12 protein-coding genes are annotated in these 13,794 nt (G+C 61.9%); 9 read left to right on the top strand and 3 right to left on the bottom strand.

The window, feature by feature from the left end; translation table 11 throughout:
- Window positions 1-3 precede the first annotated feature (3 nt).
- The 3 genes from A3CW_RS0126265 (at window position 4) to A3CW_RS0126275 (ending at window position 4,233) form a co-directional block, all read left to right on the top strand.
- Window positions 4-1,185: an MFS transporter gene (locus A3CW_RS0126265; RefSeq protein ID WP_028206213.1), complete on the top strand. Its 1,182-nt coding sequence runs from the start codon at window positions 4-6 to the stop codon at window positions 1,183-1,185.
- A gap of 19 nt (window positions 1,186-1,204) precedes the next feature.
- Window positions 1,205-1,936, top strand: coding sequence for an SDR family oxidoreductase (locus A3CW_RS47710; protein ID WP_035514017.1), 732 nt, complete (start codon window positions 1,205-1,207; stop codon window positions 1,934-1,936).
- A gap of 632 nt (window positions 1,937-2,568) precedes the next feature.
- Entirely contained in the window at window positions 2,569-4,233 is a 1,665-nt protein-coding gene (locus tag A3CW_RS0126275) for an ABC-F family ATP-binding cassette domain-containing protein (protein ID WP_028206214.1), read from the top strand.
- Window positions 4,234-4,626: 393 nt separating this feature from the next.
- Here A3CW_RS0126275 and A3CW_RS53640 read toward each other — a convergent pair whose 3' ends face one another.
- Both A3CW_RS53640 and A3CW_RS47715 read right to left on the bottom strand, forming a co-directional pair.
- Window positions 4,627-4,869, bottom strand: a complete 243-nt coding sequence (locus A3CW_RS53640; protein WP_028206215.1) for a hypothetical protein — start codon at window positions 4,867-4,869, stop codon at window positions 4,627-4,629.
- A 670-nt stretch (window positions 4,870-5,539) separates the two neighbouring features.
- Window positions 5,540-6,208, bottom strand: coding sequence for a cysteine dioxygenase family protein (locus A3CW_RS47715; RefSeq protein WP_081771823.1), 669 nt, complete (start codon window positions 6,206-6,208; stop codon window positions 5,540-5,542).
- A 222-nt stretch (window positions 6,209-6,430) separates the two neighbouring features.
- Here A3CW_RS47715 and tcuC point away from each other — a divergent pair, with 222 nt between their 5' ends.
- Complete coding sequence (gene tcuC / locus A3CW_RS0126295) at window positions 6,431-7,729, top strand: MFS transporter (protein WP_028206217.1); 1,299 nt, start codon at window positions 6,431-6,433, stop codon at window positions 7,727-7,729.
- Window positions 7,730-7,759: 30 nt separating this feature from the next.
- Here the strand turns inward: tcuC and A3CW_RS0126300 are convergent, their stop codons facing one another.
- Window positions 7,760-8,509: an IclR family transcriptional regulator gene (locus tag A3CW_RS0126300; protein WP_028206218.1), complete on the bottom strand. Its 750-nt coding sequence runs from the start codon at window positions 8,507-8,509 to the stop codon at window positions 7,760-7,762.
- A gap of 287 nt (window positions 8,510-8,796) precedes the next feature.
- On the opposite strand from A3CW_RS0126300, the gene A3CW_RS0126305 reads away from it, so the two are divergent.
- The 5 genes from A3CW_RS0126305 to A3CW_RS0126325 are packed head-to-tail and all read left to right on the top strand — an operon-like array spanning window position 8,797 to window position 13,780.
- A complete protein-coding gene (locus A3CW_RS0126305; RefSeq protein ID WP_028206219.1) occupies window positions 8,797-9,945 on the top strand; it encodes a CaiB/BaiF CoA transferase family protein in 1,149 nt (382 codons plus the stop codon).
- A complete protein-coding gene (locus tag A3CW_RS0126310; protein ID WP_028206220.1) occupies window positions 9,942-10,685 on the top strand; it encodes an enoyl-CoA hydratase/isomerase family protein in 744 nt (247 codons plus the stop codon). Before A3CW_RS0126305 ends, A3CW_RS0126310 begins: the two co-directional genes overlap by 4 nt.
- Window positions 10,682-11,515: a CoA transferase subunit A gene (locus A3CW_RS0126315; RefSeq protein WP_028206221.1), complete on the top strand. Its 834-nt coding sequence runs from the start codon at window positions 10,682-10,684 to the stop codon at window positions 11,513-11,515. Before A3CW_RS0126310 ends, A3CW_RS0126315 begins: the two co-directional genes overlap by 4 nt.
- Complete coding sequence (locus A3CW_RS0126320) at window positions 11,508-12,242, top strand: CoA-transferase subunit beta (RefSeq protein WP_028206222.1); 735 nt, start codon at window positions 11,508-11,510, stop codon at window positions 12,240-12,242. Before A3CW_RS0126315 ends, A3CW_RS0126320 begins: the two co-directional genes overlap by 8 nt.
- A gap of 5 nt (window positions 12,243-12,247) precedes the next feature.
- Entirely contained in the window at window positions 12,248-13,780 is a 1,533-nt protein-coding gene (locus A3CW_RS0126325) for a class I adenylate-forming enzyme family protein (protein WP_245623748.1), read from the top strand.
- Window positions 13,781-13,794 lie beyond the last annotated feature (14 nt).

The following is a 13,794-nucleotide window of genomic DNA, read 5'->3' on the forward strand; positions in this document are numbered from 1 at the left end:
GTCATGAGCACGCAGGAGCGGACAACCGCTCGTCCCGCACCGGCGCTGGCGAACGGGCTGGTTTTCCGGCTGGCCGGGGCGTGTGGTGTCGTCGCAGCGGGAAGCTATCTGGCGCAGCCGCTCACCTCCCAGATTGCCGGTGATTTGCATCTCGCACCGTATCAGGCTGGGCTCATCGTGACGCTGACCCAGCTCGGTTACTGCTCCGGTTTGCTGTTCGTCTCGCCCCTTGCTGACCGGTTGGAGAGTCGGCGCCTATTGAGCAGGGTGCTTGCCGCTTCGGCAGCAAGCCTGTTGCTGGCGGCGTTTGCACCGGCAGGCCTATGGTTTCTCGTGGCGGCTGCCGGCATTGGCATCTGCTCTGTCGCGGTCCAGCTCATCGTGGCCCAGGCCGCCCGGCTCTGTGACGCGAGCTCGCGCGGCCGCGCGGTCGGCGGCGTAACCAGTGGCCTGCTGTGGGGCATCCTGGCCGCGTGGCCGGTCGCGAATCTGCTAGGTGCTGCGCTGGGCTGGCGAGCGCTGTTTCTTCTGGAAGCCGCCACTGTCCTCGCCCTGGTTCCGTGGTTACGCAGCGTCCTTCCGGCCTATCAGCCGCAAACGCGCAGCAGCTACCTGCAGACCGTCGCCTCGCTGCCCGGATACTGGCGGCAATATCGAGAGTTGCGCAGACGCACCTACGTGCAGGCACTGCTGTTCGGTGTCTTCAGCCTCACGTGGACGGCGCTGCCGATCTGGCTTCGACAGCGCTACGATTTCCATGCGACGGGTATCGCGTGCTTTGGCCTGGCGGGCGCGGCTGGGGCCCTCGTGGCGCCCCTGACTGGCCGCCTCGCCGACCGCGGTCGAACGTCAGCCACATCCCTGGCTGCGATCGTTGCCGTAGCGGCTGCGGGCCTCGCGATGTGTTTCGATCCACCATGGTGGATGTTGCTGATGGCGGTGGTCGCTATCAGTGGCGGAGTCCAGGGCAGCCACGTCGTTTCCCAGCGACGTGTGCTGGCGCTGGAGCCACACGCGGCCAATCGGCTGAACAGCCTGTACGTCGGCGGATTCTTCCTTGGCGGCGCGCTCGGCTCGGCATTTGCCGTGCCGCTGGTGCAAGGCCATCCTCCGTGGATTGGAATCGCGGGCGCGTTCGCGGCCGCCGTTGCCCTCCTCCCGGCCGCGTTGCTGCGGCATTTGTAATCACTTAATCGAGACCACCATGAATATCAAGGGTTGCACAGCACTTGTCACCGGGGCAAATCGAGGCCTCGGGAAGGCTATCGTCGAACAGTTGGCGCAGGGCGGCGCGGCAAGAGTCTACGCAGGCATGCGCAATCCCACGGCTGTAGCGCACGCTGCGATTTCGCCAGTGCGCCTCGATGTGACAGATACAGACTCAGTGGCGCGCGCAGTCGAAAAGTGCAGCGACGTCGATCTGGTCATCAACAATGCTGGCATCCTGCTGGCCACGCCGATGCTTGCCCATGATTCGGAGGAGGCGCTGCGCCGTGAACTGGAGGTGAATACGTTCGGCCCGCTGCGTGTCGTCAGGGCATTTGCTCCCATCCTGGCACGCAATGGCGGCGGTGCAATCATCAACATGCTCTCGGTGGTGAGCTGGTATGTCTATCCGTTCAACGCCACCTATTGCGCCTCAAAGTTCGCTGCACTGGCGATGACCGATGCCATGCGCATCGAGTTGAAGGCGCAGGGAACGCATGTGATGGGCGTCTACGCTGGTTTTATCGACACCGATATGGCCGTTCACTTCACAGGCGAAAAAACCTCACCGATCCAGGTTGCCGAACGGATGCTGGCAGGTCTCGAGGCCGGACAGGAGCACGTTCTTGCCGACACCGCCGCTGAAGAGCTTGGGCGCGCGGTCAGGTTCGAGCCCAAGCGTCTTGCCGCCTGGGCCCAGTCGCTTTGGGACGATGGTCGCAGGTCGTAACGACACAAACGCCAACCGGCAGTTCCGATCGCTTTTTCACCACGTCAATGCCGAATTGCTGTAAGCCCCATCCATCAAGCGGGCGTATGCCTGCTGGCTTCGCCAACCGACCGCTGCCTCTCGTGTCGAATGTTGATTGGCCTCCTTTGAACAACCTTAACGCCCGTCTGAATCGGGAGCACGCATTCGCTCAAATCGAGACGTTATATGGCGAGCCATAGACTTGCGAACGGCAGCAATGTGGCCTGGATCTGCCGTACCCACGTCGTTGGCCGACCGTCGGCTTTGGCCGATGGCACCCGTCGGCAGACGTGCCCGCGCGAGTGAACGTTGTAGCCCCAGGTAGCTGCCATCAAAGCGTCACAGGGTCGAATGACGGTTGTGGGTCGATTTATGCCTGGTGCATGAAAAACTGCGCCCGAGGCAATCGCCTCGCTCGGGCGTGGGGCGGTGGTCGGCCAAGGGCCGTCATTCATCGCTATGTTCGCTGGCCCCGCAGCCGGTACGCCCGGTGCGCCAGCGCCTGCCTTGTTTTGTGGACGGTGGGCGCCGCAAAGCGCACGCGGCTCAGAAATGAACCGCCCTGCACGTCCAGTCGGCTATCATGCCTGTCCTCTCCGAAGTAGCTCCTTATGATTTCCGTCCGTAATCTCACGCTGCGTCGCGGCGTTAATGTCGTACTCGACCGCGCGTCCATCACCTTCACCCCCGGCGAAAAGATTGGTCTTGTCGGCCGCAATGGCGCCGGCAAGTCGTCCTTCTTCGGCCTGCTCAACGGCACGCTGCACGAAGATAGCGGCGAGTTCTCGATTCCCGCCGCATACAGGATGGGCCAGGTCGCGCAGGACATGCCGGAAACCACGCAGAACGCGACCGACTTTGTCGTCGAGGGTGACACCGTGCTGCTGGCCGCGCAGGCCGAAGTAGCCGCCGCCGAGGCCTGCGACGACGGCATGCGCATGGCGCACGCCTACATGGATCTGCACGACGCCGGTGCGCACGATGCCCCCGCACGTGCCCAGGCGCTGATCCTGGGCCTTGGCTTCAGTGCTGCGCAGCTTGGCCAGCCGGTCAACAGTTTCTCCGGCGGCTGGCGCATGCGACTGCAGCTGGCGCGCGCGCTCATGTGCCCGTCCGATCTGCTCCTGCTCGACGAGCCGACCAATCACCTCGACCTCGACGCGCTGGTCTGGCTGGAAGCCTGGCTCAAGCGCTATCAAGGAACCTTGGTAGTGATCAGCCACGACCGCGAATTCCTGGACGCGGTGACGCAGGTGACGGTGCACGTCGACAACGCCAAGCTCGTGCGTTATGGCGGCAACTACAGCAAGTTCGAAGAAATGCGCGCTGAGCAGCTCGTGTTGCAGCAGGCCGCGATGGCCAGGCAGGCGGACAAGATTGCTCACCTGCAGAAATTCATCGACCGTTTCAAGGCCAAGGCCTCGAAGGCGAAACAGGCGCAGAGCCGGGTCAAGGCGCTCGAACGCATGGAGAAGATCGCACCGGTGCTTGCCGATGCGGAGTTCAACTTCGAGTTCAAGGAGCCCCTCAACGTCCCGAACCCGCTGTTGTCGATGCTGGACGCGAGCTTCGGCTACCCCGCGCCGACCGGCGCACTGCCGGGCACGCCGCCCACCGTCATCGTGCGGGGCATCAGCCGTTCCGTGCTGGCCGGGCAGCGCATCGGCATTCTCGGTGCCAACGGCCAGGGCAAGTCCACGCTGGTGAAGACGGTGGCGCACTCGCTGGTGCCGATTGCCGGTGAAATCAGCGAAGGCAAAGGCCTGAACATCGGTTACTTCGCCCAGCAGGAACTCGATGTGCTGCGCCCGCTCGACACGCCGATGGAACACATGATCCGCCTTGCCAAGGACACGCCGGCGCACATGCGCGCCCCCGGCCAGAGTGGCACCGAACAATCGCTTCGCACCTTCCTCGGCACGTTCAACTTCAGTGGCGACATGGTCCATCAGGCGGTTAGCACGATGAGCGGCGGCGAAAAGGCGCGGCTCGTGTTGTGCATGATCGTGTGGCAGCGCCCCAACCTGCTGTTGCTCGACGAGCCTACCAACCACCTCGACCTGGCCACACGTGAAGCGCTCGCCATGGCGCTCAACGAATTCGAAGGCACGGTGATGCTGGTCAGTCACGACCGGGCCCTGCTGCGCGCCGTATGTGATGAGTTCTGGCTGGTCACCAAGGGTGGCGTCGAGCCCTTTGACGGCGATCTGGACGATTATCAGGAGTTCCTGCGCGACGAAGCCCGTCGCACGCGCGAGCAGGCTGCCGCGGAGTAGAAGGGCGCCTGAGATATCCCCGGGCGGGCGGCGGGCGTCGCAGCCGCGCGTAATTGTTGCCATAGGCCTCCTTCACGCGTTCGTCGCCTTCCTCTCCGAGGTTGTTTGCATAGACGCCTCCGGATGAATACGGCCTTAGCGCTTCCCATACGCTGCGCGCCCATTGGACGTTCACCGCATCTTCGGCTGACTGATCATAAAAACGCAATGCGGCGCGTGCCTGCTCGAACGGGTAGCGCACAGAGCCGACGAGCAACTCGGGATCCAGCGGGTGAAGCCGCAAGTAAAAAGCTGTCGCGATGCCGAAGTTGCCTCCACCGCCCCGCACGGCCCAGAACAGATTGAAAAAAACGTCCGCAGTGACCATTTCGACGGCGACCAGGTTATCGCAAGTCAGCCCGTATTTACGGCCGAGCTTGCCACGGCTGCGACCACGTCGTCGGCGTCAGCACAATAGATGATCATTGCCGGCCGCTTGTCGACTGTCCCGTTCCACACCCGGCGCGCCTCGTCGTAGTCCGGATCGTGTGGCATGACCAGCGTGCCGTGAAGCGTGCCACGCAATTGCTCGAGCTGACGCGAGGCAGCGTGGCTTTCGCCCCTAAAGATATGTGACGACGCTGTTTCGGTGCTCATCTTGCCTCCCTCGTGCTCGCTAGCGCTGAAGAGCCGAAATTCAAGGTTCGGTCTAATCAGTTAGCAGACCTTTGTACGTCAACAATCCACGTCGCGTTCGTGCTACCAGGTAAAGAATCCCGAACCTACTGGGCGAGGAACGCGATCGACATGCCCCCGAAATCAGGCCGTTCGCCAAGCGCACGCCGGGTTTGCTGACCGCCTGGTTGCAGACTTGGCTACAGCATATTCGGGAAAGCGGCGTAACTGCCGTGCCGCTTCGGGATAGAATCCTCCGAGGAGGTTCCAGTTATGTCAGCGATAAAGCACATCCATCCGGGCCATCCCGCCTATCAGGCTGCGCAGCACAGGACAACCCGCTACCCTGCGGAGCAGGTTTCGTTGACAGTTGGCTCCAGGAAGAGGCTGCGCCCCAGTGTGCCTCATCTCAAGGTCGGGCGCGGCAAGGTCGGCGTCGGCGGCAAGAACAGCGATAAGTAGACGTCTGCAACCCCGATCCGGCGTCGGGCTAAACGGATCGTCGTTTTCGACGGGTCAACTCTGCACGGCATCGAGCCGGCTCTCGGTCGCAAGGGATCGAACTGCGGCAAGCGTGAACAGGGAAACGATGCGCGCGAGTTCTATACAACCGTCAAGACGGCCTACGCCGCGCCCGGTATGGCCTGGTCCATCATATCGTCCAGTCCGCGAATGACGCATAGCCGCGGTAGTTTGCGTCTACATTGGCGTAGCCCGAAATGAAATCGGTCGCTCGCCCGGTCTCCGGCGCAAAGACATGGCGAACGATCCGCCCGATATTTCCACCGTAGACATGGATGCTGACCGCGACTTCGCCATCCGTACCGTTCGCGACCCGATGGATATCGCCTGATGCAGGCGAGACGACATCGGTCTCACCCTCGCGCAGAAGATCGGCCGCGGTGAGTCTCATTGGCGCACCAGGTTCAAATCGCTGGCAATACTCAGCTCCCCGAAGCATTGCAATGACACCCCATGTCGTGTGGTCATGGACAGGTGTTCTTTGACCCGGCCCCCACACGAAACTCGTCACTGTGAAGCGCTCCTGCGGATCACAATAGAGCAGATACTGCTGGTAATGGTCTGAATGCGGTTCCGCCGCCGCAATCGGCAACCAGTCATCGACAGACACAAGCGCTTTCGCCGCCTCACTCACTTGCGTCAGCCAGTCTTCCTCCGCCTTTTCGCCCACCCGGCCGCTTGCCTTCGCGTCGGCTAACCGCGTGACCTGTTCGACAAATAATCGAAAACGGGGTTGGGTTTCGAGACTCTCTTTGCGGCCCTCATTTGACCCGTCTTGCCTGATCGCGTCTGTACTCACCCTGCCTCCTCAAGAAACGTCTCGCTCACGGCGCTCCGGTCTCGCTGCGACGGAACCCGCCTCCGTGGCCTCGCGACGCAAACTCTCCTGGGGAATTCCCTTGAAGTGCTCCCTCCTTCTTGACCGCCATTTTCTGCGGTGAGAGCATGAGTCGTCAATATTTGATTCACTCATCCTAACTTATAGGACGCACGACAAACCAGCATCAAATCTGGAGACGTGATGGAGACGCAATCGAAGGGACAAGCCACGGCCGGAACCGTTGTGCGCGTAGTCAGCGGTAACTTTCTTGAGATGTACGACTTCATGGTCTACGGCTTCTATGCGTCGGCGATCGCGAAGGCAATGTTTCCAGGCAACAACGAGTACGTATCGCTCATGCTTTCACTCGCGACCTTCGGCATGGGCTTCCTGATGCGTCCGCTTGGCGCGATCGTGCTCGGCTCCTACATGGACAGGCATGGAAGACGCGCTGGCCTGCTGCTCACACTTACGTTGATGTCGATCGGCGTGCTGCTGATTGCCGTCACACCGAACTACGCCAGCATTGGTCTGCTCGCGCCAACGCTCGTCATCTTTGGGCGTTTGCTGCAGGGTTTTTCTGCCGGCGCGGAGTCGGGCGGCGTGTCGGTCTATTTATCGGAAATCGCCCCACCGGGGCGCCGAGGCTTCTACGTGTCGTGGCAGTCCGCAAGCCAGCAGATTTCGGTATTGCTCGCGGCGGTCCTTGGCGTTGCATTGCGCTTCATGCTCACGGGCGAGCAGATGAACGCATGGGGCTGGCGTATCCCTTTCCTGCTCGGCTGCTCGATCGTTCCCGTGCTTTTCTGGATTCGCCGTTCGGTGCAGGAGTCACACTTGTTCGAGGCGCGCAGACGCCAGAGCGTTGGCGAAATCTTTTCGTCGCTCGCGCAAAGCTGGCGTATCATTTTTTGGGCCATGATGCTCGTAAGCCTTACCAGCATCATGTTCTATCTCATCACGGCCTATACACCTACGTTCGGCCGCGTCGAACTCGGGTTGAAGCCCATCGACACGTTTTATGTGACCACTTGCGTCGCGCTCGTCACCTTTACGATGATCCCGGTGATGGCGGCCATATCGGACCGCATAGGCCGCCGTCCACTGCTGATCGGCTCCTCGTTGACGATCGCTGTGGTGAGCTACCCGGCAATGATATGGCTGGTAGCGGCACCGTCGTTCACCAGTCTTTTACTCGTCGAGACGGGTTTCGCGTTCCTGTATGCCGCATATCAAGCGGCGCTCGTGGTCACCCTCACCGAAATCATTCCGGCCAATGTACGCGGTACCGGCTTTTCGCTTGCCTACAGTCTCTCGCAGGCCGCGTTCGGCGGATTTACGCCTGCGATATGCACAGTCCTGATTCATGTCACCGCGAACAAGGCGATGCCTGGCGTCTGGCTTGCCATCGGGGCGCTGTTTGCCCTGCTCTCGACTCTCATGATCGTGCGCGGGAACGACCGGCAGGTTGAAAGCATGTCTGCGGGAGCGGCTTCATAAGTTCAAGCGATCGCCACGGCGAAACCCGGATTACTGACGAAACCCCATCGCCCGCGAAATCTTCAGTGCAACCTCCTGAACCGCGGGCGCGAGCTCTTTCATGCGCTTCACGCTCAGGCGCTCCAGTGGTCCGGAAATGCCGATCGCCGCGGTCACCGAATTGAAGGCGTCGAAAATCGGCGCAGCCACGCCACCCACGCTCTCGCGCCATTCGCCACGGTTAATCGCATAGCCATTGGCCTTCGCGCGGGAAAGCTCCAGCTTCAGCGCTGGCAGGTCCGCAATGGTCGCCTTGGTGTGCGGCACGAGTTCGGTCAGATGCCGCGCTATGAACTGATCGCTCTGGTGAGCAAGAAGAATCTTGCCCGTTGCGACGCAGTACGCGGGCGCGTGCCCACCCAGCACCGAATACGCCCGCACGGGCTGCAAACTCTCGACCTTGTCCACATACACGACCGAACCGCCGTCGAGAATGGACAGGTGCACGGTCTCCTGCGTCAGCTCCATGAGCGCTCGCATGTGCGCGGCCGCGAACTGGCGCACGTCGACTTGCGCCATCTGTTTCGCGCCAAGCTCGAAAAGCTTGAACGTGCTGCGATAGTTGCCGGTGGCCTCGTCGCGTGTGGCGTAGCCCGCGTACGCCAGTGTCTGCAAGGTCCGGTGCGTATTGCTTTTTGTCAGCCCCACCTTTTCCGCCAGAACCGGGATGGTCACCGGCTTGCCGCTCTGATCGGCAAGCATTTCCAGCAACATCAAGCCCTTCAGCAGCGTCTTGTCCATGGTCCTAAATGCTGGGATAAAGAACTCATTCTACATCGGCTGATCGGCAAACAGCGCTTCGGTGGCGCCAATGCCAACTCCCCGGATCGCATTAAAGGCGGCGGTATCGGCGCTTTACGTATTGGTATTTCCCCCAACCTTGAAATCCTATTCCTTGGGACGTAAGTATCATTTTTTGGTTTACATTGGATTTCGCCGCATTCAGAATAGGTTTCAGGCGCAGTACCACCCGGCGGCACGCCGCTTCCAGCGCCGGGACAATCCGAACAGACAGCACGAGGACACGAATGGATCAGCCACTCAAGGGAGTCAGGGTCATCGAGTTTTGCAATGTGGCAGCGGGCCCCTATTGCGGCATGCTCCTCGCAGATATGGGCGCAGACGTCATCAAGGTCGAGCATCCGCAAGGCGGCGACACGCTGCGAGCCTGGCCACCGATTTCCGAAGGCTACAGCGAAAACTTCGCCTCGCTGAACCGGAACAAGCGCTCGGTCACGCTGGATCTCAAGAATCCGGAAGACATCGAGCAGGCCAAGGCGCTGATCCACACGGCGGATGTCGTCATCGAAAATAATCGACCTGGCGTGATGAACCGCCTTGGCCTTGGCTACGAGGATGTTCGCGCGACAAAGCCTGGTATCGTCTATTGCTCGATTTCCGCGTATGGCCAGACGGGACCGCGCGCGCAGGAAGGCGGCTTCGACCTGACCGTGCAGGCCATGAGCGGCATCATGAGCATCACGGGCGAGCCTGGCGGCGCGCCGGTCAAGTGCGGCGTGCCGCTTGCGGATTTTTCTGCCGGCCTCTATGCCGCGTTTTCGGTGGCGTCGGCCTTGCGCGGGGTCGCGGCTACGGGCGAAGGCACCCACATTGACGTGCCTATGCTGGGCGCCACGCTCGCTATCGCCGCGCTGCAGACGTCCGAATACTTTGGAACGGGTCGCGACCCCCAGAAACTCGGCTCGGCGCATCCGCGCAATGCGCCCTATCAGGCGTTCAAGGCGCGCGACACTTACTTCGGCATGGCGGCAGGCAACAACGCGCTGTGGAAGTCGGTTTGCGCGGTTGTCGGGCGCCCCGATCTGGATGCCGACCCGCGCTATGCCAGCCCCACTTCGCGCGCGCAGCACCAGGTCGCGCTGCGCGATACCCTCGAGGCGATATTTGCCGCGGACGACGCCGCGCACTGGATCGAGCGCTTTCGCGCAGCAGGCGTACCCTGTGCGCCAATCAATACATACTCCGAGGTATTGAAGGACGTACAGGTGGAGCATATGGAATGGGTGCAGCCGCTCGAACTGCCGAACGGCGTTCAGACGAAGACATTCGCGTCGCCCGTGCGCTTCTCCGGTAAGGCGCCGGAAATCCGCATGCGTCCGCCCGGCCTCGGCGAGCACAACGCTGATTTACTCAGGAAGTCGGAGGTCGCGGCATGAGCACGATCGTCGTATCGAAATCGCCCACGCATTGGACGATCACACTCAATCGCCCGGACAAGCTGAATGCGCTATGCGCGAGTCTCGTGGAGGAATTGATCCAGGCGTTCGATGAAGCGCAAGCCGCCGGGACACCGCTCCTCGTACTGCAAGGCGAGGGCCGCTGCTTCAGTGCAGGATTCGACATGAGTGACGTGCAGTCACAAAGCGAAGGCGATCTGCTGCTGCGCTTCGTGCGCATCGAGGTACTCCTGAACAAGATCGCGAGTTCACCGTGTTTCACGGTCGCGCTCGCACACGGCAGGAACTTCGGCGCCGGCGTCGACCTGATCGCTGCCTGCAATCTGCGCGCCGCGGCCCCGGGCTCGACGTTCCGCATGCCTGGCCTGAAGTTCGGGCTGGCGCTGGGCTCGGCGCGCTTCGCGCGCATCGTCGGCACGCGGGAAGCGCAGCGTATTCTGGAAATGGCCGCCACGTTCGATGTCGAACGCGCGATCGCAAACGGCTTTATCGAACGCGTTGTGGGTCCTGAGCAGCACGCGGATTTGATCGCGGAAGCGCTGGAGCGAGTGAACGCGTTGCCCGCGGAGAGCCGCGCGTTGTTGCGGCGCGCCCTCGACACTGAACAGGCCGACACCGACCTTGCCGCGCTCGTGCGTTCAGCGTGCGTGCCGGGTATCCACACGCGGATCGAAGCCTATCTCGCCGCCTCGAAAAAGGCGCAGGAGAAAATCGTATGAGTTCCGGATTTGCCAGCAAGGACAAGGAAGTATCGCTTGCAGAACTGGTTGCGCTCGTGCCCAACGGGGCTTCGCTCGGCCTGGGCGGAAGCTTCCTGCATCGTGGCCCGTTCGCATTCGTGCGTGAACTGATCCGCCAGGAGAAGCGCGACATCGAGATCATCAAACAGTCGCCCGGTTACGACATCGACATTCTGTGCCGCGCAGGCGTTGCTTCGCGCGCGCGCTGCGGCATCGTCGCGATGGAGGGCAATTTCGGGCTCGCGCCGTGGTATCGGCGTGCGGTCGAAAAAGGCGACCTGAAGCTCGAAGAACACGCCTGCGCAAGTCTCACCGCCGGTTTGCGGGCGGCGGCATTCGGCGTGCCGTTCATGCCGTGCGGTGGGCTGCATGGAAGCGAACTCGTACGAATCAACGACTGGAAGTGCCTGGACGACCCGTATGGCAGCGACCAGAAAACGTACGTCATCCCCGCGATCTCGCCGGACTTGGCCGTGATTCACGCGTCGAGCGTGGACAAGCTCGGCAATGTGCGCATCGCGGGCACGTATCACTGGGACCGCATCATGAGCCGGGCCGCGAAGAGCGTGCTCGTGGTTGCCGAAGCAATATCGGACGAAAACTTCGCGGATCAGCCTGAACTCACCGTCGTGCCTTATTTCATGGTGCAGAACTTCGCGATCGTCAAAAACGGCGCATGGCCAGGCTCGTGCTGGCCGTCGTATGCAATCGACTATCCGGCCGTCGAAGCGTACCTCGAGGACGGACCGCACGCGCTCGCCCGCCATATGGATGCAGCGCCAGAAATGGAGGCGCGTCAGCATGGCTGAGCAATGGAGCGGTTTCTCCTACATCGTCACCAATCTCGCGCGCTTCATCCGCCCGAACGAGATCACGTTCAGCGGTGTGAACTCCACGCCACCGATGCTCGCGTGTCTGCTCGCGAAGCTCGCGTATGACTGGGACTTCATCTATATCAACGTCGCGGGCGGCGTCGATCCGTCGCCCTCCTGCGTTCCGGTCTCCAGCTCCGATCCCGTGCTCGCCGAAGGCTCGGCGTCGATTTTTGCCAACGAGGACTTCTACGACCTGTGCACGCGCGGCCGCATGGACCTCACGTTCCTCGGTGCGGCCCAGCTCGATGGCGCGGGCTGCGCGAACAATTCATGCATCGGCGAATGGGCGCATCCGAAGGTGCGCTTGCCAGGCGGAGGCGGCGGCGCGGTGATGTTGCCAACGGCAAAACGCGCGTGCACGTGGCGCACAGAGCATTCGAAGCGCACGCTGGTCGAGAAACTCGACTTCGTCACGTCGTGGGGCGGCATGCATGGCGTGGTCACGCCGATCGCCGTGTTCGTGAAGCGCGACGGCAGGCTCGCGTTGCATTCGTGGCACCCGGAATCGAGTCTCGAAGAAGTGCGCGAGCGCACCGGCTTCACGTTCGATGCCACCGGCGCCGAACCCACTGCCCCGCCCACGGCACGAGAGCGCGAGGCACTCCAGTCGCTCGACCCCGCTGGGCAATTCGAACGCGATGCAGTTATTCGACTCAGGTAACCAACGTGAAGCCATCGACTGCCCTGAATCTGGAACATAGACCGACGAGTCTCGCGCAGGCCTTTCAGCAGTATTGGCAACTGCCCGACGTACAGCAACGCCCCGCGCTCACCGATGGAGCGCGAACGATTTCGTACGCCGATCTCGCACGCAATACGGACACGGTCGCGGCGAATCTTTTGCGGCACGACGCACGTCCCGGCGACGCCGTTGCGATCGTGATGACCCGTTCGCTCGATGCAGTGATCGTCCTGCTGGCGGCGATTCGCGCTGGCTTGTGTCCGTGTGTGTTCGAACCAAAGCTGCCTGCTGAAGAAGTCAGCGCGCGACTCATCGAAACGAGCGCACGCCTTGTCGTGCACGATACCGACAATCTGCCGCTCGTCAGCGAACTGGCCATTCCGGATACGGCCAGGGCCGTTCGGTTTGCGAGTTTGACCGAAGCATCGCATTGCCAGCGTGTCGATGTCCCCATGACAAATGCCGCGCTGCTGCTCTTCACGTCGGGCAGCACGGGACGGCCCAAGGTCGTGCAACTCACGCAGGCGGCGCTGCTGAACAATGCGCTCGGTGTCCTCGCACAAAGCGGGCTTTCTGGCGATGACCGTCTGCTGCACGTGATGCCGATCTATCACACCAATGGCGTGAACAACCAGCTCTTTGCACCGCTGCTCGCGGGCGCGACCGTCGTGTTCTGTCCGCGCTTTCGGGCCGAGGACATGCCCGAACTGATGAAGCGCTACAAACCGACCATCATCACCGGCGTGCCGACGATGTACTCACGCATGCTTGCGCAACAGTTCGACGCCGAAGCGCTCACGGCACTGCGCATGGCGCGTTGCGGCTCGGCGCCCATTACCGGGGCGCTGCATCGTGAAGTCGAAGCGAAGCTCGGCTGCCCCCTCGTCATCTCGTATGGTTTGTCCGAGGCCACCTGCACGAGCACGCTCAATCCGCCAGCGGCACGCCGCATGGGCTCGGTTGGCAAGGTGTTGCCCGGACAGACCGTCAAGCTCCAGTTGGGCGATAGCACCATGACCGATGTGCCGGGAATCGAAGGGGAAATCTGTATTGCGGGGCCGAACCTCATGACCGGTTACCTCAGTGCAGCGGACGCAACCGCGCGTACAGTCACCGGCGGCTGGCTCCACACGGGCGACCTCGGCCGCTTCGACACCGATGGCTACCTCTACGTCACGGGCCGCATCAAGGACGTCATTATTCGCGGCGGCGAAAACCTTTCACCGTTGCTGATCGAAAGCGTGATCGTCGCTGAAAACGACATCGCCGCGTGCTGCGTGGTTGGGCGCGCGGACCACGATCTCGGCGAAGTGCCCGTGGCCTTCGTTGTGGCGAAAGACCGCGCATTGGTCGATGCTGAACGAGTGAAAGAGGCTGTAAAAACGCGCCTTTCGCGCATTTATGTGCCACACGACGTGGTATTTGTGGACGCGCTGCCCGAAACGGCGGTCGGGAAAGTAGACAGAAAAGTATTGGCGGCGCAACTGTCCGCGGGCGAGTACAAAAGCATGGTCTAGCCTTCGTCGAGAAA

This window comes from Paraburkholderia nodosa DSM 21604, from assembly GCF_000519185.1.
In the GTDB taxonomy this organism is placed as follows: domain Bacteria; phylum Pseudomonadota; class Gammaproteobacteria; order Burkholderiales; family Burkholderiaceae; genus Paraburkholderia; species Paraburkholderia nodosa.

What these genes read in the sequence shown, in the direction of transcription:
- A3CW_RS0126265 (WP_028206213.1), top strand. Translation starts at nt 4, where the DNA reads ATGAGCACGCAGGAGCGGACAACCGCTCGTCCCGCACCGGCGCTGGCG.
- A3CW_RS47710 (WP_035514017.1), top strand. Translation starts at nt 1,205, where the DNA reads ATGAATATCAAGGGTTGCACAGCACTTGTCACCGGGGCAAATCGAGGC.
- A3CW_RS0126275 (WP_028206214.1), top strand. Translation starts at nt 2,569, where the DNA reads ATGATTTCCGTCCGTAATCTCACGCTGCGTCGCGGCGTTAATGTCGTA.
- A3CW_RS53640 (WP_028206215.1), bottom strand. Translation starts at nt 4,869, where the DNA reads ATGAGCACCGAAACAGCGTCGTCACATATCTTTAGGGGCGAAAGCCAC.
- tcuC (WP_028206217.1), top strand. Translation starts at nt 6,431, where the DNA reads ATGGAGACGCAATCGAAGGGACAAGCCACGGCCGGAACCGTTGTGCGC.
- A3CW_RS0126300 (WP_028206218.1), bottom strand. Translation starts at nt 8,509, where the DNA reads ATGGACAAGACGCTGCTGAAGGGCTTGATGTTGCTGGAAATGCTTGCC.
- A3CW_RS0126305 (WP_028206219.1), top strand. Translation starts at nt 8,797, where the DNA reads ATGGATCAGCCACTCAAGGGAGTCAGGGTCATCGAGTTTTGCAATGTG.
- A3CW_RS0126310 (WP_028206220.1), top strand. Translation starts at nt 9,942, where the DNA reads ATGAGCACGATCGTCGTATCGAAATCGCCCACGCATTGGACGATCACA.
- A3CW_RS0126315 (WP_028206221.1), top strand. Translation starts at nt 10,682, where the DNA reads ATGAGTTCCGGATTTGCCAGCAAGGACAAGGAAGTATCGCTTGCAGAA.
- A3CW_RS0126320 (WP_028206222.1), top strand. Translation starts at nt 11,508, where the DNA reads ATGGCTGAGCAATGGAGCGGTTTCTCCTACATCGTCACCAATCTCGCG.